We start from the raw sequence: 21,790 nt of genomic DNA, 5'->3' as shown, positions 1-21,790 counted from the left end.
AGTACTGCATCATCTCGCGTTATTCCCCCACACCAGCAATCCAGCTGCTACATTCACTTCCAATAGTCAATTCCGCTATATTATCTTTAGTGTTTACCATTGACTAAGGTGACATTATAAATCAGCCATAATATATAAAAAAATGAGTCCGAGATATTATCTCTGACTCACTCTTATTTCCAAGTAACGAATTAATAGGTCGTTTGTTGAACTTCGTTGTTCACAATTTTTTCGTCTAGAGCTTCTGCTAGGTCGTGCAAAGCGTCGTCTCTAGTCTTAATGATATCCATGTTGAAGATAATAGAATCGATGTCCCCACCATCAAAGTCGAACTGCTCGAAGTAAACGTACGGGTCATGGTCATCGTCGTCGTTTAAGAAATACTTAGTTACAGCATCAGATAGCGCGGTTGCCCAGGCTAAATCTGCCATCTTTGGTAGGTCTTTTTTCGTCACATACCCCGGATCCAGAATCAACTTCGCTGCCTTTTCCACATCTTCTGCTGGAATATCAACGGTTTCTGTTGCTGCTTTTTCCTTTGGTGTATCTGCCATAATCAAAATCTCCTTTGATGTTACTAAATTTAGTCTAGTCCTTTTTGGTCAAAACGTTAAGCAATCCATTCTTTCTCTGACTTTTTTCGTCTGTTCGGTTGCTAAGCGAACTTAGAAAGGGTAGAATTTGCTACAATTCACCCCCTGTGAAAAGGCGGTAAGACGCGCTATAATAAAGAGATAGAACGATATGAAATGAGGAATGATGTGTGGATAGCGGTCAGATAGTTGTGAATCTAATTATTATTTTAATTACCTTCTTTTTTGCAGCTTTCTTTGTTGCCTGCGAGTTTGCTTTGGTTCAGACGCGTCCAAGTGCTTTGGAAGAAAAGATTGCGGCATTGGACAAGCCATCGACTAAGCTTAATCGGGCCATGAAAATGGTCACCAACTTAAATGAATATTTATCAACGACACAAGTGGGGGTTTCCCTCGCCGGAATTATTTTAGGGTGGATTGGGGAAACGTTCTTCGTTGACCTGTTACTTGGCGGAATCGCCCCTGCTCATCTGAACACGGCCACGGCACATACGCTCAGCGTAATTGTCGGGGTGCTGGTCTTAACTTATTTAGAAGTTGTCTTTACCGAAATCGTCCCTAAGAACATCTCTATCGACATGCCAATGAAGGTATTGATGCTCATCGTCACGCCGTTACACTACTGCCACGTTTTGTTCTACCCGTTTGTCTGGTTACTCAATACCAGTGCTTCCGGGGTGGTCAAAATGATGGGCTTGAAAGTCGCTAATGAAAGTGACGAAGTCTTCTCTCAAGCGGAAATCTTAAACCTTTCACGCAGTGCCGTGGAAGGTGGCGAGCTAGAAAAGAACGACTTGGTTTACATGCAACGGGCCTTCGAATTAAACGACAAGGTTGCCAAAGATATCATGATTGACCGAACGCAACTGGTTGTTATTGACATCACGTCCAACGTCAAGGAAGCATTGACTGTTTACCTGCAAGAACGTTTTAGTCGATTGCCTGTGGTTGCTGATAACGATAAGGATAAAATTCTCGGTTACGTTTACAATTATGACCTCATTCGTCAACAACAAGTTGACTCCCACGTCCGCGTGGATAAGTTGATTCGCGACATCTCGACAACACCAGAAACAACACCGATTACGCAAGTCTTACAACAAATGATCAAGAAGCGTACTCCTATCGTGGTCGTCGTTGACGAATACGGTGGGACTTCCGGAATCATTACCGACAAGGATATTTACGAAGAATTGTTCGGAACTGTCCGTGATGAAATCGACGATGCCAATGACCAATACATCTTCAAGCAACCCAGTGGCACGTTCCAGGTCAATGGGAAAATGACGACTTACGATTTCGAACGGTACTTCAACGTTGATATCAAAGAATTCGAATCAACCGAGACCGTCACAATGGCCGGTTACATCATCGATAATTATCCTGATGTGAAGGTCAACGATGTTATTCATTTGGAAAACTTCGATCTGAAGATTCTCGATTACGAAAACTCATTCATCAATTGGTTAGAAGTCACGGTCAATCAACCACAAAAACAGATTGAATTCCACGACACTAATGACAAGGATGATAAAGAAAACTGAAGATACAGGGAAAAGAGTGGGACATAACTCAAAAAGTTGCTTCTTTCAGAATCTAATAATTCTGAAAGGAGCAACTTTTATTTACGCCACTATGGTGCCGAAACGTGGGACATAAGGCAGTTTGTTGCGCTTAACCCGATAGCAAAAATTATGCCAGAGTCAGGCATAATTCCTGCTATCACGTTAATGCTCGCAAACTAACCGCCTTATGTCCCACTCTCATTTTTTGTAAAAAAAAGACAACCCTCACCTAAGCAAGTGTCGCCTCTAAATTTTCACTTCGTAACTTTTTTGGCGCCGAACAATCCCTTAAACACGTAGTAAATACCACCGACAACTAAGGCCAGTGAGACCCACCAGAACACGCTAGTTAAACGAACTGGCATGATGTCCCAGACCATCAGTAACAGAATCAATACACCGCTCCAAAAATCAACGGATTTATAAAAATGACTATTAAACATCATGCTTTTTATGCTCCTTGTCATCCGTTGACTGGTTGTTGGTCAATCCACGAAACAGTTCGTAGACACCTACCATCAGTAATGCAACGGAAAATATCCAATAAAAAAAGTCAGCGGCAATCGGTGATAATCCCCCAAAACCAACAATCAATGCTATCAACCCAGCCCAGAAGTCACCGGATCGATAAAAAAATCGGTTAATGCGCATCTAACCTGTCCTCCTACCCTATGAATCGGTGGCCCCGCACCACCCACATTCATTATATGACTATTTTTGCCCAAACAACAATCTGTCCTGCATTAATTTTAGACCTGCCTTTTGAACACCAACGATGATTTAGGCCAACTACATTTAGGTGTTTTCCACAGTTACCGACTACGATGTATGAAATGGCATTGACACTTTCCCGAAAGCGACCACATAATATTCCTTAGAAAGAAGGATGCACAATGGATATGGGCCAATTAACCAGCCAGATTACCCTAATGTTTATTTTGATGGCCATCGGTCTGCTCATCAACAAGTTGGGGTTCATGCATGGCCAAACTGCCACCGATCTCACGAATATTTTACTTTACGTGGTATCACCCTGCCTCATCGTCAACGCCTTTGAACAACGCTTTTCTGTGAGTCGCCTGCAGGCCTTGGCCTGGGTCATGCTTGGTATTCTCCTCACATACGGCGTTATGGTCATCGTAACCCATCTTGTTTTTAAGCACGTTGCCGACACTAATTTGCAACGCATCATGCGCTTCGGCTCCGTCTACTCCAACGCGGGGTTCATGGGCGTTCCCCTTGCCAGTGCTCTTTTTGGCAGCAACGGTGTTTTCTTTGCGGTCGCTTCACTAGCCGGCTTCAACATTTTCTGCTGGACTCACGGCATTACTCTGTTCACACCGCATAAAACCGGCGACCGGCGCATTAACTGGCACCAGATTCTTTTGAATCCCAACATCGTGGCCATCGCGGTTGGCCTGCTCATCTTCGTCAGTGGCCTTCACCTCCCCAGTCTGCTCAATCAGACCATCACCTACGTCAGCTCAATCAACACGCCGTTGTCCATGATTGTCATCGGGAATAGCTTGGCCGCGGTTAAATTAAATCGTCACACGCTTGACCACAGGCTGTGGGGACCACTTTTGCTCCGAAATTTACTCTTTCCCATCATCATGCTCCTAATCCTAAGATTATTCGGTGTTCAGGGTATCCCGCTCTACACCACGGTATTGATGGGCGCTTGTCCGGTTGCTGGCAACGTAGTTCTCTTTACTTTGCAAGCACATGGCGACACAAGTCCTGCTGTCACACTGATGAGCCTATCAACGATTCTTTGCCTAGTCACCATCCCGTTAATTTTTACGCTGAGTAATCTGATCTGATGATGATTTGGTTCCTTGATTGGCAAGCTAAAAGCTCAGCTATACTTCAATATTTGACGCATTTTATTTGAAATCGACCGGTCCTCACCCGTAACTATCGCTAATTATAAATAGTATAATGACGACTTTTTTTATAGGGTTGTTTAGTTGCTATTTAACTGTATAATTGTGCTAAAGGGGTGATTCCATTTATGAAGCTTAAACTCAATCTACTATTAGGGGCCGTTGCCATGCTACTCGTCATCACCGGTGGCTCGACTGCCCTGGCCAAACAAACAGCCACTGCAGTTCCGACAGCACTACGGGGAACTTGGACACAGTACCATCCGTCAGAGAAAATCTATACGGTCGTTCAAATTAAACCACACAGCATTAGCTACCACTTAGAAAAAAATGGTAAACGCTTTGGGGGTAAACCCGCAGTTTTTACTTTCAAATCTAAAGGCTATCACCGGATCGTCGTCAAGCGTTTCAATCACCCACATGCACAACCGAGTTATCAGCTTAACACTGCCCAGCACTACTATGACAAACTACCACAAATGTGGATTGGCCACCAAACTATCAAGGGTCACCGTTACCGCGTTCTCAAGACCTATGAAAAACGGGGGCACAGGGTTGGCGTCTTTACACCAAAAAGAATGACGATCGATGCGACTTACGACTATGGGACGCAACGGCCCGCATCATTCATTGGTCATTAGGTTGGCAACCGTGAAATCGCGTTGATGCTCCCAACTTGATTTTATCAATTTTGAAATAGTACTTATGGCCTAAAAAGACGGTATCACCAGTTCTCATTGAGATCCTGGTGATACCGTCTTTCATACACCCTACATAGTTCAGGTGCAGACATCATTTATTTTATTTTTCAGCCTTTGGTAACCGCAGCGCCAGTAAGAACCCGGCTAATGCCAAGACGAACGTGAAGTAGAAACCGTAATGCGTTCCGTTAACGAACGCACCAGCCGCATGGTTCGCGCCGGTCGCAATGTACACTGCTTGACCAATTCCCAACAGACTCGTGGCAATCGCTGTGGAAATGGCTCCCACGATTTGTTGCAACGTGTTCATGATGGCACTCCCATCAGCCGCTATTGGACCAGTCAGTGCGTTCAACCCATGTGTTTGCGATGGTGACATCGCAAGCGGTGCCCCAATCATCAAAATGACGTGAGCTAAAATAATGTACCAAATAGCCGTCGCCGATGACGTTAAGGCCAACATCAAGGCCCCAACCATTGAAATAATAAAGCCAATCCGAGCAGGCATCTGGGCCCCCACTTGGTCATACAACCGACCAGAAACGGCGGAGACCACGGCGTTCATCACACCACCGGGGAACATGATCACCCCGGTCAAAGCAACCGGTACCAGTAATCCCTTTTGAATGTACATGGGTAACAGGTACATAGCAGACAGAATAATGCCGAAGTTGATCATAACCAAAACGGCTCCAATCCGGAATCCCGGAATGGCAAAGGCGCGTAGATTCAAGATTGGTTTCTCCATCGTCAATTGACGGTGGGTGTACCAAGCTAAGACCAGAATGCCAACGATCAAAGCACCAATCACGATAGCAGAACCCCAGCCTCGGTCACTAGCCATGCTAACACCGAGAACCAAGCTGCCAAACCCAATCGTGGACAGGATGATGGATAAGAAATCGACCTTTGGCCGCGTCACTTTAGCAATATTCTTCAGTGACGTAACGGCAAATACAAAGGCAATGACCAAGAATGGCACAAATAGCCAGAAAATCCACCGCCAAGAAGCGACGCCCAAGACGATACCGGCTAAGGTTGGCCCCACAGCTGGAGCGAACATAATGACCAAACCGACCATCCCCATCGCAGCCCCCAACTTGTAAGGTGGGAAAATCTGCATGGCAACCGTAAACATCAGTGGCAAAATCAGTCCGGTCGCAATTCCTTGGACCATTCGACCGAAGAGCAACACGCCAAAACCGGGCGCAGAAGCCGAAATAATCGCACCGACCGTAAAATCAACCAACGCAAACAAGATAACCTGTCGCGTCGTAAACCATTTCGTTAAAATACTTGATAGTGGTAGAACGATCCCCACCATTAACATATACCCAGTGACCAACCACTGAACCGTAGCCGTTGACACGTTTAATTGCGCCATCAATTGGGGCAGAGCAATGTTTAGGGACGTCTCGGAAAACATGCCGACAAAGCCCCCGATAAGCATTCCCATCATAGCAAGCATGGGATGGGCCACTTGTACCCGCGCTTTTTTCGCCATTTCGGGTTGGCTACTTTGTACTGAATCCATTTGTTTTCACACTCACTTTCATTTCAAAACACAATGGATTACTCTACCAGAAAAAAAATCTTTTCGTAAGTGTAAATTTAGAAAAACTTAGAAGTAAGCGTTTTCTTGTGAACTATCCACCCGCAATGCCCTATTTTGACGATTTGATTGCCGCAATCTGTTCACGAAGTTCCTTTAATCGTTGCGTATCTAACTCTGGGGCCATCATCGCTTGATCGTACGCAAACTGTAAGCGTGGCAGATCGGTCACTGGCGTCCCAATTGGCGTTTGTTCTGGATCTGCTAATTGGTGGTCAGCAAGCTCCAGTGTCCGCGTCGCCACGTGTTGCCGAAACGTTTGATCATGCGCCACAAAGAGTACCGTGCCGGGGTAGCCCTGAAGAAAGTCCTCCAATGCCCGCAAAGCTGGCAAGTCCAAGTAGTTCGTCGGTTCATCCAAAATCAGTAAGTTACTGGCACTGACCAAAATTGTCAGTAACTGGAGTTTGACCTGCTCACCACCGCTAAGGTCACCCACTAGCCGGTCGTAAAACTTAGCCGTTAAACCAAACGCGCCCATAATTTGACGCGTCCGGTTCTGGTCCAATGCCGTTGCGGTCCGGATGACCTGCCACACGGTCTTATCCAGCGGCAATTCCGTCATATCCTGATGGAAGTAGCCAACCCGCGCACTCGGCGCCAACCGAGTCTGAGGCGCATGGGCTAAAATAGCGTCGATCAAAGTTGATTTACCACTCCCATTTGGCCCTGCTAAAGCAACTCGCTCACCCGGCTTGATCCGCAACTTAACGTGGTGCAGCAAGTCGTGCTTACCACGAGTCAAATGCAGGTCGTCCACCGTGACCAAATATTTTCCGGTCACCGGTGGTAAGTCTGTCGCCACCAGCTTCAACCCTGCCGTTTCGTGTGGTTTCACCGTCGTTGTCTGTCGGTCCGCCCGTTCTTGCAGTGCGTGGGCACCACGCTCCATTTTACCCGCATTCTGTTCCCGCACGGATTTGCTATTGGCACGTTCCATGGCGCTCATACGCTTGCTGCCCTTACGAACTCGCGCAGCCTTTTCATGGCGTGCCTGAACCGCTTGTTGTAACTCACGGCGTTCTCGCTGCTCATGTTGATACTGTGACAACGTGTTCTGCCGGCGCTGCTCGCGATAGACCTCAAAGTTCGCAAAGCCGCCGTTGTACTGGGTGTAGGTGTGTTCTTCAAGTGACCAGATTTGTGTCGCCACGTTGGTCAGTAGGTCCCGGTCATGAGAAATCACAATCAGTAATCCATTGAAATGGCCCAGTTGTTCCGTTAACCAACGCTGATGGTCGTCGTCCAAATTGGCTGACGGTTCGTCTAAAATCAAAATTTCCGGTCGTTGTGCTAACGCCGCACGAATTCGGTCTAACATGCTCTGTCCACCGGAACGTCCTGCAGTCGGCGCAATCTGTGGCACCAGGGTCACTGGCGCCGTCACGTTGCGTTGCCCTTTAAAGTCCGTATCTTGGCCGCTGATGATTCGTGCCAAGGTCGTTTTCCCGGTCCCATTGGCGCCAATGATACCGACATGGTCCCCCGCTTGGGCCGTTAAGTGATCAACAGTAAATAATGTGACTCCCGCGATCGTTTTCGTTAAATTCGTTAAAGTTAATTGTGTCAAAAAGTCGTCCCCCTTTTGTAAGCAGGGATTGTGGGTCTAAACGACCAATTTTTAAGTATGAAAAAAGTGGCCGCATTCCGTTTGGAAATGGCGCCCACTGGTTGCTTTGGCAACTCAGTCGGCGTAACCCATCAATCCCAATTGCAGGCCCACTCCACCCCTTAACGGTGATGAAGCTGACTAACATTTGTGGATTGAATTAGTTACGCATCGGCTGAATACCTCGTTCTTTCTTAAAGTAGCTACAGGATAGCATATCGTTTAAAAATTGACAAGTCGCGAATCCACCTTCCACCAACCATCCTTAAAATCTTAAGAGCATTCCCACTAAAATCCGTGTACACTAGGACTAAAGAATCTGGCGAAAACGGAGGAAAAAACATGCAACCTTTACGACTATTATTTATTTCGATTGAGGGCAATACTCGGAGCTTTGTTGAACATCTGACCGCTTACGCTGCCAAACAGCATGCCGTCGATGCCGACCTTCCTGAGATTGAATCTAAGGAAATCAGTGAAGCTAGTGATTTTTCAGATGAAACGCGGCCTTACTTTTGCTTTGTACCGACCTACCTCGACGGTGGGAATGGCATCGACAATGGTGTAAAGGAACTGATGACTAACGTTATGGGCGAATATATCGCTTATGATAACAACGCGCGTCAGCTTCTCGGCGTTGTCGGTAGTGGTAACCGTAATTTCAACGAACAATACTGCCTAACCGCGAAACGCTATGCACAACAGTTCAACGTCCCCTTCGTCGCCAATTATGAATTACGCGGTGTTCCCCGTGACGAGACACGCGTTTATGATGCCCTAGTCGCACGCGCTAAGGAAGTGGCGCAGGCATGAATTCCACGTTGACCACACTCATGGCTCACCGTAGTATTCGTCAGTTTACCAACCAACTGCTGACAGCAACGGAGGTCGACACGCTCGTCACCGCCGCTCAGCATGCCGCTACTAGCACCTTCTCTCAACAGTACAGTATTATCAGTGTGACCGATCCGACGAAATTGGCCATATTAGCTGACATTACCGGTCATCAGTGGTTGGTGCAGGCTGGCCATTACTTTGTCATGGTCGCTGACCAATATCGTAATCAACAACTGACACCGGTGACCGCTACGACCACAGCTAACCTACACAGCCTCGACAAGCTACTGGCTGGTATTTTTGACGCCACTATCGCGACGGAAGCTATCGTGACGGCTGGCGAGAGCATGGGCCTTGGCAGCACCATTATGGGGAGCATTCTCAACGGTGCGCAGCGAGTAATCGACCTGTTGGGCCTACCACCACTGACCTTCCCCGTCTTAGGTCTCGCTATCGGCCATCCTGCTGAACAGCCAGAACAAAAGCCACGATTACCCCAAGCGCTCATGCATTTCAACAATGGCTACCAGCGATTGACTAACAATGATCCGTCGTTAGTGGCTTACGACCACCTCATCTCGGATTACTATCACGCACGAAACAGTCATCAACGCGATGAGACATTTACCCACCACATTATCAGCGAAATGAGCCGTGACCCGCAACAACGAGCCGCCATTCTAACGGCTTTACAACATCAAGGATTTTTAGTCGACTAGTTAGGCGTGCATTAACCCTGAAATGGGCTGACCGACGCCTTTTTATTTTGGAGTAGATAGGGATCCAAGGCCACTTGTAACCCCGTCACATCTACCGGCCGGGTCAATGGCATCTCCGTAACCGTCGTCAGTGGCAGTAACTGACTCTCACCACGATAATTCTTTTCGGCCAAAAAAATTTGGTCGGAACTCAATGTTTCTTCAATTAAGAGTGGCTGGTTGGATACCAGAATCAGTTGGCTGCGATTAGCCGTCGAGTTCAACAATTCCAGTAGGGCTTCGACCACGATAGGCTGTACGGCAAGAGCGAATTCATCGGCCAATACTGTTTGCGGATACGGTGCCCGCTGTACTGCAATCATGGTTAGTCCCAACGTCACCAATTCTTGAATGCCTAAGGAAGCCTGCTGGAGAGGCAGTTCATCCGTACCGATGACTTCCCCCTCCTCATTGTATTTTTCATAAATGAGATATAAATCGGGTCGAGTAAATGCCGAACCATCTAAAAACTGGACTGCCACCTGGTGTTGCGCGATTCCTGCAACTTCGCTGTCCACGGCCTGAAGATACTGCATCAGTTGGCTAATCACCCAATCGTCAACCACTAAGCTGGCGTTCGGTCGCTTTTCCAGTACCAACAGATCTTCATTAAACCAGCGAAAAGCAGCAATAGCTGGTCCGTAATTCCAGTTCTGAAGCGTGTACAACAGGAGCATATTGGGCCGCGTATTGGCCACTGCGACCGCTTGATCGGCTGGAAATTGTGTAATTTCACCATTTTCACGGACAAAAAGAACTTCATAGTCTGTGCCAATCGTTTGCGCAAGGGATTCGTTGATCACGTGAGTTGCGTCATAGCTGAGAACGTACCGATAGCGACGATTCCCCCGCGTAAAGTTAACAACGAAATCCGTCTGCCCATTTTTAGAGCCCTCATCAAATCGAAATGGGTCAAAGGGCAGGTTGTCGGCAATCTGTTCAGTTGGGGTGACCACTAACCGCTGAAGAACTGCCAACCCAGCTAAGAGTGTGCTCTTTCCGGCACCTGCAGCACCGAAAATAGCTGCACATTTCAACAGGCTTAATTGATTATCTACGGTGAGTGTCTTTTGCGGCCGCTGTAACGTCCCACCCGTCGCCGTCAGCGAAAGTGTCGCGGAATCCTTAAACGAACGAAAATTAGTCAACGTAAAATCAATTAGCATGATGAAAACCTCCCTTATGTACTTTCGAATGTTACGCCAGTTGTGCCGATTCACAACTACTTGCATTCGATTCAGGGAAATCAGCTATAACGGGATTAATAATCCTTCCGTATTTGACCATAGCCGTGTCGCCGGTATTAGTCGACGTTCTTTCCGGCTTACATTGTGGGGCGATCCGAGAAACGCCTACTCTTTTGCGGCCTTCGGGTGAGCCGGAAACCGTCCTTTGACTGGAGGCGTTTCCCAACTTCTGGCAGTCGGCGTACGACCATTGCCCCTAACTTAGCGGCGACAATTCTTGGACTCATAAGCTTAAGGTGACCATTTTGGTTTTCAACCTTTAGCTAACTACCGAAAAAGGGCCTGGAACAAACTTCCAGGCTCATTTATTATTCAAGTTTATATGGCCGAAACGTACGCCAAAGGGCAACCAGTTCCGCTCCCCATTTATCACTTATTTGATTTAGCCAAGTTCAATCGATTCCGAATCATCACCGCCGCCAGTGCCAGTAACATAAATGCCGTGACCGACCAGAACAATGACTGGTAGTTGCCGTATTCAATAATCAGCCCACCGTACAACGGTCCGACCGCTCGGCCAAAGGAAATCGCCATATTATAAATTCCCTGGAATTTCCCCTTATCGTTGTCGCCCGCCAGCGAATCGATCCACGCTGGAATGCCTGGGAAACCGGTCATTTCACCGACCGTCAGAATAATCATCGTCACCACAAACATCGCGTAACTCTTGGCAAATACCAACAGCAAAAAAGATAGCATAAAAATCAGCGATCCCACTGCAATCTGCGAACTCATCTTAAAATAAGTCCCGATACGATTAGCCAACGGTTGGCCGAACACGATCAATAACCCGTTCAATGTCCAGAGCAAGCTGTAGTGCTCAAAGGAAATGCCTAAGTTGGTCATGTGGACCGAAATCACACTTTCCCATAGCGAGTAACTGAGGTACATGCAAAATACCAATAGCGCTATCAGCCAAATTAAGTTTAACTGAGCTGGCTTGGCCGGCCCTTTTTCGCGGTGAGTGGTCTCCCGCACAATCTCCATTCGGAAATCGGCGATGAAGATAATCAACAGTACCGCGTAGCAGATGCTGGCCGCAATGAAGACCAGTTGCACACCGTGATCCATCAAGTAACCGACCATCAGTGTTCCCACGACGACCCCTAAATTCATGCCAATGTAAAGCCAGTTGAATACCCGGCGACTACTGATCTGGGTCACATTCGCCGCAAACGAGTTCACCACGGTCATGACAATGCCGTCACCCAACCCAATAAAGAGTAGCATAATACCAAATATCGGCCAACCATGAAAGAAAATCAGCAAGACCATCGGAATAAAGGAACAGAGTGTTCCCACGACCCCCGACATAAACGGCGACCATTTATCAAATAAGACGCCCCCCAGCCAATTTCCCAGGATCATACAGAGCGACATCCCCAACAGGGCCACCCCGGCTAACGCCAACGTTTGATGAAGCTGATTATGCATATAAACAGTCGTTAGCGGCCACATGCACGCGGCAGCGGCGTTAAGTAGCAACGTTGCCGAGAGAATCCCCGCTAAACTGACTTCCTTTCTGGTCTTCCACATTTACTGTCCCTCACTTTTTCTAGATTCCACCCCTCATTGTCGCATATTCTAGAAAAATCCGAAACGGTTAAGTCATTAAAAAGGCTGTTAAAACGGCATTTATGGGCAACTTCTCATAATTATTTCAATAAAAAGTAAAAAATTTTACCCGACTTGATTTGAGTCAAGTTCTTTTCGAGAGCTGACCCGTATACTAGGTCTTGTAATCAAGACAAACGCAAAACCTGAGGAGGTTTTAATTATGAGTAAAGTAACCATGAAATTAGACGATCTGACCTGCCCATCTTGCATGACCAAGATTGAGGGAGCGCTCAGTAAAAAAGATGGTGTGAAGGACGTTAAGGTTCTGTTCAACGCCAGCAAGATCAAAGCCGAATTCGATGACGCAACTGTCACTGCCGAAAGCTTAGCCGACACGGTCACTGACCTCGGCTACACCGTTAAGAGTTCTAAAGTTAAAGCCCTCTAAGCCGCTTAAGACCTGAAAGGAAGTTCATCCAATGACTACAACTACCGCTACTATTGAAGACCGTTATGCTGCTGAACAAGCCCAGACTGAACACGACCACCACGTCCCAACAGCCGGTGCCATGACCAACCACATTCTGGCCAACCTACACATTTCCATCGTGAAGTTCCACCAGGTTTGCTGGTCCGTCAAAGGCCCCTTAGCCTTGAGCGTGCGCAGCTTACTCAGCGACTACATTGACACTTACCGCGATCAATTCGACGCCTTGGGTGAACACCTCTTGGACGAGGGCGAAACGGTCTCCACAACCACTAAGGAATTCCACGACTACACTATGCTGCAAGAAGGCGGCGACAAGAAGTACCTCAGCGCCGAAGACCAAATCAGCGAGTTGGTTCGTGATGCAGATACGCACAATCTCTTTATCGACCGGGCCATCAAGCTCGCCGAAAAGGAAGACCGTCCAGCCTTAGCCAGCTTCTTGGTTGGCCTGCGGGGCACAAACAATCACATCATCCGTGAACTCCAAGCTGTCTTGGGCAACGATGCCCGCGACGGTCTGGACGAAGAAGACGATGATGACGAGGACTAATCTTTAACTTTGAGGGAACGTCAGCGCACTGCGAGGTGCTGGCGTTCCCTTTTCATATCCCCTATACTAAATTTAGGGGTGATTTCAATGAATACACAACTTCGCCGAATCGGAGTCGGCTGTTTATTTGTTTTTTCATTATTGCTAGCCACCGTGGCCGCCAATTTTCTACCAGCGTATACGCTTCTGCTTTACGTTTTGGCTGGCGTTTTCTTTGTCAGTGCCATCGTTTTAATTTTCAATCGGAAGACACCTGACGACAAGTGACCCGGCAATGATACTTATTTCTATTTTGCTGTTTTCTTAGTTTAGCATGCAAAAGCAAACGGATGTTCGAGAAAACTGAATCTATACTTACCCTTTACAATCTTTACACAACAAGGGACCGCGGCGGAATTGTCGCGGTCCTTTGTGTTTTAGTTCTCATTTTAAATGGCCGAAACGTGGTGCTAAAAGGCAACTAGCTCCGCTTAACAGCCTTAATACTCACCGGCTAATCGCCTTTTATCACAGTCTTTTGACACTGCCACGCGCCACCAGCTTAACCGGCACAAACGTCGCTGCCTTTTCGCCCATCACCCGGTCCACACTCTGCGCACCAATCTGATAGAAGTCTTGTGTCAGACTGGTTAGCGCTGGCGTGGTGATGCGACAAATGTCGGTTCCATCGATGCTGATCAACGACAGCTGCTCTGGTACCGCGATACCTGCCTCCTGCGCTGCATTCAGTAGGCCGGCCGCAACCATGTCACTGGCCGCAATGATGGCCGTCACTTTTAATGGCAGAAATTCTGCTAACAACTGACGACCTGATTCGTAACTGTAATCGCCGTATTTGATCGTCGTTTCCTGAATTCCGTGCGCTGCCAACGCCCGCCGGTAGCCGATAATTCGCTGACTCCCCGTATGGTAGGTGTCGACCCCCGCGAGGCCAATGTGCGTGTGGCCGCGATCGAGTAGGTAGTCCGTCGTGGTCGCCGCCAACTTTTCGTTATCCGAACTGACGGATAGGACCTTATCGGTACCCAAATAAACTGAGACGAAGCAGAACGGTACGTGCGATTCCTTTAGTAGCGTCAAGTCTTCCGTATCCGGCTCAATCGCTGCCAGTAAGATTCCCGACACCGCCCGCTCCAGCGCCGTCACGATTGCTTGGTGCTGCAGTTCAGCATTACGATTGCCCGCATACAAAATAATCACGCCTTGCCCCAATTCACTGGCGCGGCGCTGAATTCCGTCGATGATCTGTGTGGAGAAGTTGGTTGGCGTTGCGTTGATGATCAGCGCAATAACCGCCGCTTTTTTCTTAACCAATTCCACGGCGGTTGAATTTTTTCGGTAGCCCAGCCGCTTGGCCACGGCTAAAATTTTAGCCTGTGTTTTTTCACTATACGTTCCCGTTTTATGGCTCAGCACTCGTGAAACGGTGGCAATTGATACGCCCGATTCGGCGGCAATATCCTTAATGGTTGGTTTCATACGTCCCCCACCTAACTTCAATATAATCTCATTATAGCCTTAATGCCCCGATTTTCCTAACTAAAAACGTAAACGTTTACACTCCTTTGAAATAGGCATTGTAAACGTTTACGTAACGTGCTAGTATGATGGTGTTGAAAGAAATCGCAATTATTTAAATTCAAGGAGATGTCCTTATCATGAATCAACCAGCAACGAACTCGCTGGGAAATCACAAAGTCACTGCGGCCGCCCCATCTAAGACCAAGCAACTTGCGAACTCCCTGCCTAATTTACCATTGAAAACACTATTTGCCATTACGTTCGGTTTCTGTGGGGTCAACATGGCTTTCTCACTGCAATCCTCACAGATGAGTCGAATCTTCCAGACCATCGGTGCTAACCCAACCAATCTGGGACTGTTCTTCATTCTTCCCCCACTGGCCGGCTTGATCGTTCAACCGTTAGTTGGGAAATATTCCGACCGGACCTGGAACCGTTTTGGCCGCCGGATGCCTTACCTGTTATTCAGTGCACCCGTTGCCGCTTTAGTCATGATCTTGCTGCCTAACGCCGGCTCATTTGGCTTCGGTTACGCCTCCATGGCGGCCTTGGTCTTCGGGGCCATCGCCATTCTCTTCATGGACCTGTCCAGCAATATCTGTATGCAACCCTTCCGGATGATTATCGGGGACATGGTCAACGAAAAGCAAAAGGATAAAGCCTGGTCATGGCAACAAGCCTTCAGTAATCTTGGTGGTGTCCTCGCTACCTTGTTACCATTCATCCTGACTTTCTTCGGTGTCGCCAACACCGCTAAAAAAGGTGTCGTTCCTTTGTCCGTTCGCTTAGCCTTCTATATTGGTGCGGCTATTCTGTTAGGTATTTCCGCCTACACCATTCACACGGTCAAGGAATACGACCCCGACACTTACGCGCTCTATCACCACATTGACCCTCAAGCACACAAGAATACCAAGCCACTTTGGAAATTGATCAAGGAAGCACCTAAAGCCTTATGGGAAGTCGCCGTTGTTCAAATGTTCGCTTGGATTGGGATTCAATACATGTGGACCTACACGACCGGAGCCATCGCTCAAAACGTTTGGCACACGGCTAATGCCGCTTCCGCTGGCTATCAAGCTGCCGGTAACTGGTATGGGATCTTAACCTTCATCCAGTCCATGGCCGCCGTACTTTATGGCTTCTTGGTCTTGTCACATACCAACCCACTCAAGCGGAAATTCTGGTACCGCTTCGGAATTGCGTGCTTCGCCGTTGGCTTAATTTGGGTCTTCTTCATCCACAATCAATACCTATTGATTCTGCCATTCTGTCTGATCGGTATCGGCTTCTTCACGGTTCACGTGGAACCCTTCAACATCTTCACGTCATCTCTGGACGGGTCAAATGAAGGTTCTTACATCGGAATCTTCAATGGGACCATCTGCTTGCCACAAATTATCGCTTCCGTTGCCAGCTTCCTGGTGTTCCGGATGGTCGGCAAGTCCATGCCCGGCATGATGTTAGTTGCCGGTATCTCCATGTTGATCGCCGTCGTTGCCATCAGTGTGATCAAAGCCGACAAGCCACAAAAGGACTTATCTGATAAGGCTGCTGCCTAGTTGTATTGCTTAAAAACGGTCGCGCTCTAGCTCAGCGGAAGGCCAGGCTTGAAGACTCGGCACTTGCGCGGTTTCAAGTTTCGCCCCCAGCTTACCAGCCCATACCTGTCGACCGATAAAACGACAGAACCGACTACCGGCACCAAAAACAAAATTTCAAACTAGTTCTATAATAGAGAAGAGTAAGAGAAAAAGGAGATACCTTGTTATGACTGCTTTACCAACTTATCAACAAAAAGATCAAACCGTTACGTTTCACTATCCCGACCACGATCTCCAGTTGACCGTCCTGACGCCTGCCATCGTCCGAGTGTTCGAATACCGCGGTAACGACGGAAATTCCTACGCCATCGAAGGCAACAAACAGACCGCGACCGATTTCAAACTGACCGATGCCGGCGATCACTACGAATTAACCACTAGTGCGTTGACCATTAACCTTGACGCAGAACGCCACATCGACGTTTACGACGCCAACGGCAATGCTCTGGTCACTGATTTCCGTGGCGAACGGGCCCTCCTCGACAAAGGGGTCGACAAGGTTCACGAACGGTTAGTCGAAGCTGAAGGCCATAGTGTCACTAAGTCCACCGTCAAGGCCAACTCCAGCTACTATGAAGTCGTTAAGACCCTAGCAGCCGACGAACACCTCTACGGCCTGGGTGACAAGACCGGCTACCTCGACAAACGGGGCTTCGAATACGACAACTGGAACGTGGATAATCCGTCTCCCCAGTTGGAAATTCTACCCAACATTTACAAGTCCATCCCCGTCATGCTGGGCTTGAAGAACGGTCATCCCTATGGTCTGTTCTTCGATAACACCTACAAGAGCCACTTCGACATGGGTAAGGAAAGCGACCACTATTACTTCTACTCCGCCGTGGACGGGAACCTCGACTACTACATCATTGGCGGTCAAACGTTGAAGGACGTGGTCACCAACTACACCTACCTGACCGGCCGCACGCCGTTGCCGCAAAAGTGGACGTTGGGTTACCAACAATCTCGTTGGGGCTACAGTGCCAGCGAAGATGAAGTCCAAGAGATTGCCGACACCATGAAGAAAAACGACCTTCCCTGTGACGCCATTCACTTTGACGTCGATTACATGCGCGGCTACCGTGTCTTCACCTGGGACAAGGCTAAGTACGCCGATCCTAAGAAATTTGTCAGCAGCTTAAAGGGCCAAGGCATCAAGGTCATTCCGATCATCGACCCCGGTGTTAAGCAGGACCCCGACTACGACAAGTACGCCGAAGGCATCAAGAATAACTACTTTGTCAAAACGCCAGCCGGTAAGGTCTACATCAACAAAGTTTGGCCCGGTGACTCCGCCTTCCCTGACTTCGGTCGGCCCGACGTCCGCAAATGGTGGGCCAATAACAACAAGTTTTTGACCGATATGGGCGTCGGTGGTGTCTGGATCGATATGAATGAACCCGCCACGTTTGAGGGTGAGATCCCAGACGACGTGGTCTTCAACGACCAAGACACCCCATCAACGCACAAGAAGATGCACAACGTCTACGGCCACAACATGGCTAAGGCAACCTATACGGGACTGAAAGAGCAACAAGGCAAACGGCCCTACGTCATCACCCGGGCAGCCTACGCTGGTACCCAAAAGTATTCGACCGTTTGGACTGGGGATAACCGTAGCATGTGGCCCCACATTCAAATGATGATTCCACAACTTTGCAACCTCGGTCTGAGTGGCTTTAGCTTCGTTGGGACCGACATCGGCGGATTTGCTTCCGATACCTCAGCTGAACTCTTGACCCGTTGGATCGAAGCCGCTATCTTCAGTCCCTTGCTACGGAATCACGCGGCTATGGGGACGCGTCATCAGGAGCCATGGAGTTTCGGCGAACCCACGTTGTCCATTTACCGGAAGTATCTGAAGTTGCGTTACCGCTTCATTCCTTACCTCTACGATCTGTTCGCGCAAGAATCGATGAACGGCCTGCCAATCATGCGGCCCTTGGTTTTAAACTACCCAGAGGACGCTCGTGTGCGGGATCTTGACGACGAATTCATGGTTGGTGACAACGTCTTAGTCGCCCCCATCGTGCAAAAGTCCAAGGTCAACCGGACCGTTTACTTGCCAGCTGGTAACTGGATCGACTTCTGGAACAACCGCGAATATCCTGGCAACCAAGACATCCTTGTCGACGCACCATTGGCGAAATTGCCACTGTTTATCAAGAAGGATACCTTATTACCATGGGGACAGGAAGTCAGCCACGTTGCCGACACGCCTGACACGACCATGACCTTCAAGGCATTTGGTCAAAACGCCAGCTACGAACACTACCAAGACAATGGCAGTGACTTCAACTACGAAGATGGTGAGTTCAACCGCTACTTGGTCACTGTGAAAGATGGTGACGCTACTGTCACCTTGACTCATAGTGGCTTCAAGCCGGTCTACCAGACGATTACAGTCGACCTGCCAGCCAAGTCCGTCACGTTGACTTACGATGCGGCTAGCCAGAGTTACCACGCTTAGATATTAATTAAGCAAGTTCTTTAACAGTTTAACCAGCAATTAAAAAATCCCGTAAAGGCAGTGAAAATTAACGCTGTCTTTACGGGATTTTTACATCCGTTTGGTATGGTATTAAGAATAACGCTTTAGCGAAAGGACGGCTGCCCATGCCAACGCTCGATTTCCAACTACTCCAGAATTATCTGATCTTCAAGTTGTTCTCCTTCAGTCCTCAGGCTAATGGCCGACCCGTCCTCACTTTCTACGACGACAACCCAACTGCGACTGATTTGTCCGTCGACGTTCGGGGCGCCGGCATTATTCTTCAAATGGCAGACGCCCTGGGTCAAATTTCCGCCCGATTTGACCTCCACACTGCCTACGAACACGAGGTTTCTCCGACAGAGATGTTTAACCCGGGAGCGGTACCAGACCTAGCCATCTTTACGATCTATCGCTGGGATTCAGCGGAACTGGCTCATTTTCTTCCAATCATACATGCGTTTCAAGTCGCACGAAATAACGCCGAACACGTCTCACCAGTTAGGTTTCATCTGCCAGCTACTTCGTCGGCGTCGCCAGCACCATCCCATAACTGGTCATTTGCCCCTCTGACTCGTCGCGCGTTGGCAGACCGTCCTGGGAATTGTCCCCATCATTCGCTTCATCTGCGATAAAGATCCCAATATTTCCGGTAAACGATGCCCGTTTAGCCGCCGTATACCCCATTGCATCTAATTGTGCCGTCATCGTCTTGATACGCGGTGCCACGGGTTGACCCATGGTACTCCAGAGGCCAATTGCCGGCTGGGAATTTTGAATATAGCTGATGTTGATTACGTTCTTAAACCCCACCGGCTTCTGAATATAGCTATAAGCCCCCGTATTCGCATACGCCGACAATTTTGCACTCACCGTGACATTCGGGTACAGCTTCAGAATCGCCCGTGTCAGGCGTTGCGACGGATCCGTTTGAATGTATTTCAGATAAGCCGCATCGGAACTAAACGACGCCGGGTTCTGGGCAATGATCTTCGTGAAGTACTTGCTCCAGGCAATACCCTTCACCTTAGGATTGGTCTTACTGGTCAGCTCGTAATAATAGCTAACGGCCTTCCCATTCTGCTTTTTCGTGACAATATTGGTCACGTTCCATCGCGTGTACGGATAATTTTTCAAATTGTGCAGCTTCTTCGTGTGGCGCGCATTCCAGATATAGCCGCCGGACTTCACTGTCTTCATATTCGTCGTATAAGGCACGTCGTCAACAAACTTAGAAGTGATCTGATACGTCGTTTTGGCTTGCGCCGTGACTGGTAATGCGACTGCCCCGACAGTAACCAAGGCTAGTGTCAATAAAAGTTTAAGTGGTTTTTTCATCTTATATTCTCCCTCTCTGATTGAGGCTAGAATAGCATGAATTGACCATTCATACAATGAACGACGGGTGACAAAGCTTCCAATATTTTAAAAAAAACACGGTTTATTGCCGTTTTGGTCAAACTTCAAAGAAATCTCGATAAAATATACCTGTTAGTTCTCATGCGCCAACGGATTATGCTAAATTTCACTGAAGCCAAGTACGCAAGAAAAAGGCAATTAAGCTCTTTAAACAACGTCACGCCAGGGCATATAATATGTCGCTTCTATGTAGAAAATAATCAAACAAATAGATTACCAAGTCTTGCACAGTAGCATCCTAAAAGGCCCACCTGTAAATTCGAGATTGCTGAAAAGCGAAATGGTCATTTCAATAAATTCCCACTGGCTGCTCAAGTAGTCAGCAACATCGGTAAGGACCCATGCTCCTGACTATTTAGGCTTTCTTTCTAAAACTGCAAACTTTTTCAGCAGCCTTGTAAATTTTGGTACGTCCTGTTAGTCTACATATTCATTTTAAATCTCAAAATAAAGTCGGCCAATCCATCTTGATCAGTCACCGTTAAATGGCCAATCCGGGTAATTTTATCCAAATCCAACCTATTCACACTTCTAATAAGTCCGATATCAACATAGGTTTTTTTTTTTAAACCGACTTCCTGCCAATTTTTCAAGGGGTAATACTGACTTTTGATTTTTTTTGATTTACTTTTGTACTGACTCGTTAGCTGATAAAAATAGAGCTCTTCTCCGTGAACGGAGAGTACCAAAATTGGCCGTCGCTTACCCTCACGACCAACAATAAAACTAATATAAACACTAATACTGTCTCGCGATTTAATAGTCCTGGGATTCATCTTCAAACCACGCTTCCACTTGTTTGCGATTCTCTAACTTTTGGACAGGAATACCTTTCAAAGCTCCGCGTAGTCGACGATTTGCGCGTTGCTCTGGTGTTTGCTTTAAATCAAACGGCATTCCTCCCTCTGCTACAACCTTTTTATAAAAAGCAGTCAATGCACTTGTTTGATTTAGCCCGATATCTTCAAAAACCGTTTCAGCTTCATCAGCTAATTCTCTGTCGATATTAATTTGAACTTTCTTCTTAGCATGCTCCTTAGCTTCCATAACCTTCCACCTCCAAGTATCATTATACTACTACAAATATACTCAGATATGAATCAAAAAGAACTTTAATTCGAATATAAATACAGTCTAATTTTCATCCTCAGTCATCATAGACCACTACTCCGAAAATTCGGCTGGTAACCTACGAGTCTAAGGAGCTTTGATCATTGATAGATAGGTCTTATTCATAGATTAGTGTTGTAGCCAAGCAAACTGTGGCGATATCGCCATAGCATGTCGTTCTCACCAGCAGCCGTCTTTAACCGGCCGTGGTTGCCGACTCTCTGCACTAACTTGTAAAAA

Annotated in this window: 21 protein-coding genes; 10 read left to right on the top strand and 11 right to left on the bottom strand. The window is 47.7% G+C overall.

Going from position 1 to position 21,790, the window contains the following annotated elements; all coding sequences use genetic code 11:
• Positions 1-191: 191 nt before the first annotated feature.
• Complete coding sequence (locus EKM89_RS06560; RefSeq protein WP_125686874.1) at positions 192-554, bottom strand: hypothetical protein; 363 nt, start codon at positions 552-554, stop codon at positions 192-194.
• A gap of 209 nt (positions 555-763) precedes the next feature.
• On the opposite strand from EKM89_RS06560, the gene EKM89_RS06555 reads away from it, so the two are divergent.
• The gene (locus tag EKM89_RS06555) at positions 764-2,137 is read left to right on the top strand and encodes a hemolysin family protein (protein ID WP_125686872.1); all 1,374 of its coding nucleotides are present in this window, start codon (positions 764-766) and stop codon (positions 2,135-2,137) included.
• A 275-nt stretch (positions 2,138-2,412) separates the two neighbouring features.
• Here the strand turns inward: EKM89_RS06555 and EKM89_RS06550 are convergent, their stop codons facing one another.
• Positions 2,413-2,604: a hypothetical protein gene (locus EKM89_RS06550; RefSeq protein ID WP_125686871.1), complete on the bottom strand. Its 192-nt coding sequence runs from the start codon at positions 2,602-2,604 to the stop codon at positions 2,413-2,415.
• Positions 2,594-2,809 (bottom strand): hypothetical protein, encoded by a 216-nt coding sequence (locus tag EKM89_RS06545; RefSeq protein WP_125686869.1) that lies wholly within the window; start codon positions 2,807-2,809, stop codon positions 2,594-2,596. Before EKM89_RS06545 ends, EKM89_RS06550 begins: the two co-directional genes overlap by 11 nt.
• Positions 2,810-3,051: 242 nt before the next feature.
• On the opposite strand from EKM89_RS06545, the gene EKM89_RS06540 reads away from it, so the two are divergent.
• The gene (locus EKM89_RS06540) at positions 3,052-3,981 is read left to right on the top strand and encodes an AEC family transporter (protein ID WP_125686867.1); all 930 of its coding nucleotides are present in this window, start codon (positions 3,052-3,054) and stop codon (positions 3,979-3,981) included.
• Between the two features lie 191 nt (positions 3,982-4,172).
• Entirely contained in the window at positions 4,173-4,685 is a 513-nt protein-coding gene (locus tag EKM89_RS06535) for a hypothetical protein (protein WP_125686865.1), read from the top strand.
• Between the two features lie 160 nt (positions 4,686-4,845).
• On the opposite strand, the gene EKM89_RS06530 is transcribed toward EKM89_RS06535, so the two are convergent.
• Positions 4,846-6,279 carry a DHA2 family efflux MFS transporter permease subunit gene (locus EKM89_RS06530; RefSeq protein WP_125686862.1) on the bottom strand — a complete coding sequence of 478 codons (1,434 nt, stop codon included), beginning with the start codon at positions 6,277-6,279 and terminating at the stop codon, positions 4,846-4,848.
• A gap of 130 nt (positions 6,280-6,409) precedes the next feature.
• Positions 6,410-7,927, bottom strand: a complete 1,518-nt coding sequence (locus EKM89_RS06525; protein WP_125686860.1) for an ABC-F family ATP-binding cassette domain-containing protein — start codon at positions 7,925-7,927, stop codon at positions 6,410-6,412.
• A gap of 381 nt (positions 7,928-8,308) precedes the next feature.
• On the opposite strand from EKM89_RS06525, the gene nrdI reads away from it, so the two are divergent.
• Both nrdI and EKM89_RS06515 read left to right on the top strand, forming a co-directional pair.
• Entirely contained in the window at positions 8,309-8,779 is a 471-nt protein-coding gene (gene nrdI / locus EKM89_RS06520) for a class Ib ribonucleoside-diphosphate reductase assembly flavoprotein NrdI (RefSeq protein ID WP_125686858.1), read from the top strand.
• The gene (locus EKM89_RS06515; RefSeq protein WP_125686856.1) at positions 8,776-9,522 is read left to right on the top strand and encodes an NADPH-dependent oxidoreductase; all 747 of its coding nucleotides are present in this window, start codon (positions 8,776-8,778) and stop codon (positions 9,520-9,522) included. The genes nrdI and EKM89_RS06515 overlap by 4 nt, the downstream gene beginning before the upstream one ends.
• Positions 9,523-9,533: 11 nt before the next feature.
• Here EKM89_RS06515 and EKM89_RS06510 read toward each other — a convergent pair whose 3' ends face one another.
• On the bottom strand, positions 9,534-10,727 hold the full coding sequence (locus EKM89_RS06510; RefSeq protein WP_164510527.1) for an AAA family ATPase: 1,194 nt from the start codon (positions 10,725-10,727) through the stop codon (positions 9,534-9,536).
• Positions 10,728-11,177: 450 nt separating this feature from the next.
• The gene (locus EKM89_RS06505; RefSeq protein WP_125686852.1) at positions 11,178-12,344 is read right to left on the bottom strand and encodes an MDR family MFS transporter; all 1,167 of its coding nucleotides are present in this window, start codon (positions 12,342-12,344) and stop codon (positions 11,178-11,180) included.
• A gap of 241 nt (positions 12,345-12,585) precedes the next feature.
• On the opposite strand from EKM89_RS06505, the gene EKM89_RS06500 reads away from it, so the two are divergent.
• From EKM89_RS06500 to EKM89_RS06490, 3 genes are all read left to right on the top strand, one after another.
• Positions 12,586-12,813: a heavy-metal-associated domain-containing protein gene (locus EKM89_RS06500; RefSeq protein WP_048733911.1), complete on the top strand. Its 228-nt coding sequence runs from the start codon at positions 12,586-12,588 to the stop codon at positions 12,811-12,813.
• Between the two features lie 31 nt (positions 12,814-12,844).
• Complete coding sequence (locus tag EKM89_RS06495; protein ID WP_125686850.1) at positions 12,845-13,405, top strand: Dps family protein; 561 nt, start codon at positions 12,845-12,847, stop codon at positions 13,403-13,405.
• Positions 13,406-13,492: 87 nt separating this feature from the next.
• Positions 13,493-13,672, top strand: a complete 180-nt coding sequence (locus tag EKM89_RS06490) for a hypothetical protein (RefSeq protein ID WP_125686848.1) — start codon at positions 13,493-13,495, stop codon at positions 13,670-13,672.
• Between the two features lie 240 nt (positions 13,673-13,912).
• Here the strand turns inward: EKM89_RS06490 and EKM89_RS06485 are convergent, their stop codons facing one another.
• Positions 13,913-14,884 carry a LacI family DNA-binding transcriptional regulator gene (locus tag EKM89_RS06485; RefSeq protein WP_125686846.1) on the bottom strand — a complete coding sequence of 324 codons (972 nt, stop codon included), beginning with the start codon at positions 14,882-14,884 and terminating at the stop codon, positions 13,913-13,915.
• 179 nt (positions 14,885-15,063) lie between these two features.
• Between EKM89_RS06485 and EKM89_RS06480 the strand changes: the two genes are divergently transcribed.
• Both EKM89_RS06480 and EKM89_RS06475 read left to right on the top strand, forming a co-directional pair.
• The gene (locus tag EKM89_RS06480) at positions 15,064-16,488 is read left to right on the top strand and encodes an SLC45 family MFS transporter (RefSeq protein ID WP_125686844.1); all 1,425 of its coding nucleotides are present in this window, start codon (positions 15,064-15,066) and stop codon (positions 16,486-16,488) included.
• 208 nt (positions 16,489-16,696) lie between these two features.
• Positions 16,697-19,000 (top strand): glycoside hydrolase family 31 protein, encoded by a 2,304-nt coding sequence (locus EKM89_RS06475; RefSeq protein ID WP_125686842.1) that lies wholly within the window; start codon positions 16,697-16,699, stop codon positions 18,998-19,000.
• Positions 19,001-19,540: 540 nt separating this feature from the next.
• On the opposite strand, the gene EKM89_RS06470 is transcribed toward EKM89_RS06475, so the two are convergent.
• The 3 genes from EKM89_RS06470 to EKM89_RS06460 all read right to left on the bottom strand — a co-directional run bounded on the left by EKM89_RS06470 (position 19,541) and on the right by EKM89_RS06460 (position 21,487).
• The gene (locus tag EKM89_RS06470) at positions 19,541-20,359 is read right to left on the bottom strand and encodes a hypothetical protein (RefSeq protein ID WP_125686840.1); all 819 of its coding nucleotides are present in this window, start codon (positions 20,357-20,359) and stop codon (positions 19,541-19,543) included.
• Between the two features lie 503 nt (positions 20,360-20,862).
• A complete protein-coding gene (locus EKM89_RS06465) occupies positions 20,863-21,222 on the bottom strand; it encodes a MazF family toxin-antitoxin system (RefSeq protein WP_125686838.1) in 360 nt (119 codons plus the stop codon).
• Positions 21,197-21,487 carry a type II toxin-antitoxin system RelB/DinJ family antitoxin gene (locus tag EKM89_RS06460; RefSeq protein ID WP_125686836.1) on the bottom strand — a complete coding sequence of 97 codons (291 nt, stop codon included), beginning with the start codon at positions 21,485-21,487 and terminating at the stop codon, positions 21,197-21,199. Before EKM89_RS06460 ends, EKM89_RS06465 begins: the two co-directional genes overlap by 26 nt.
• Between the last annotated feature and the right edge of the window lie 303 nt (positions 21,488-21,790).

The organism is Levilactobacillus fujinensis, from assembly GCF_003946335.1.
Taxonomy (GTDB): Bacteria; Bacillota; Bacilli; order Lactobacillales; family Lactobacillaceae; genus Levilactobacillus; species Levilactobacillus fujinensis.
This window is presented reverse-complemented; position numbering and strand designations above follow the sequence as displayed.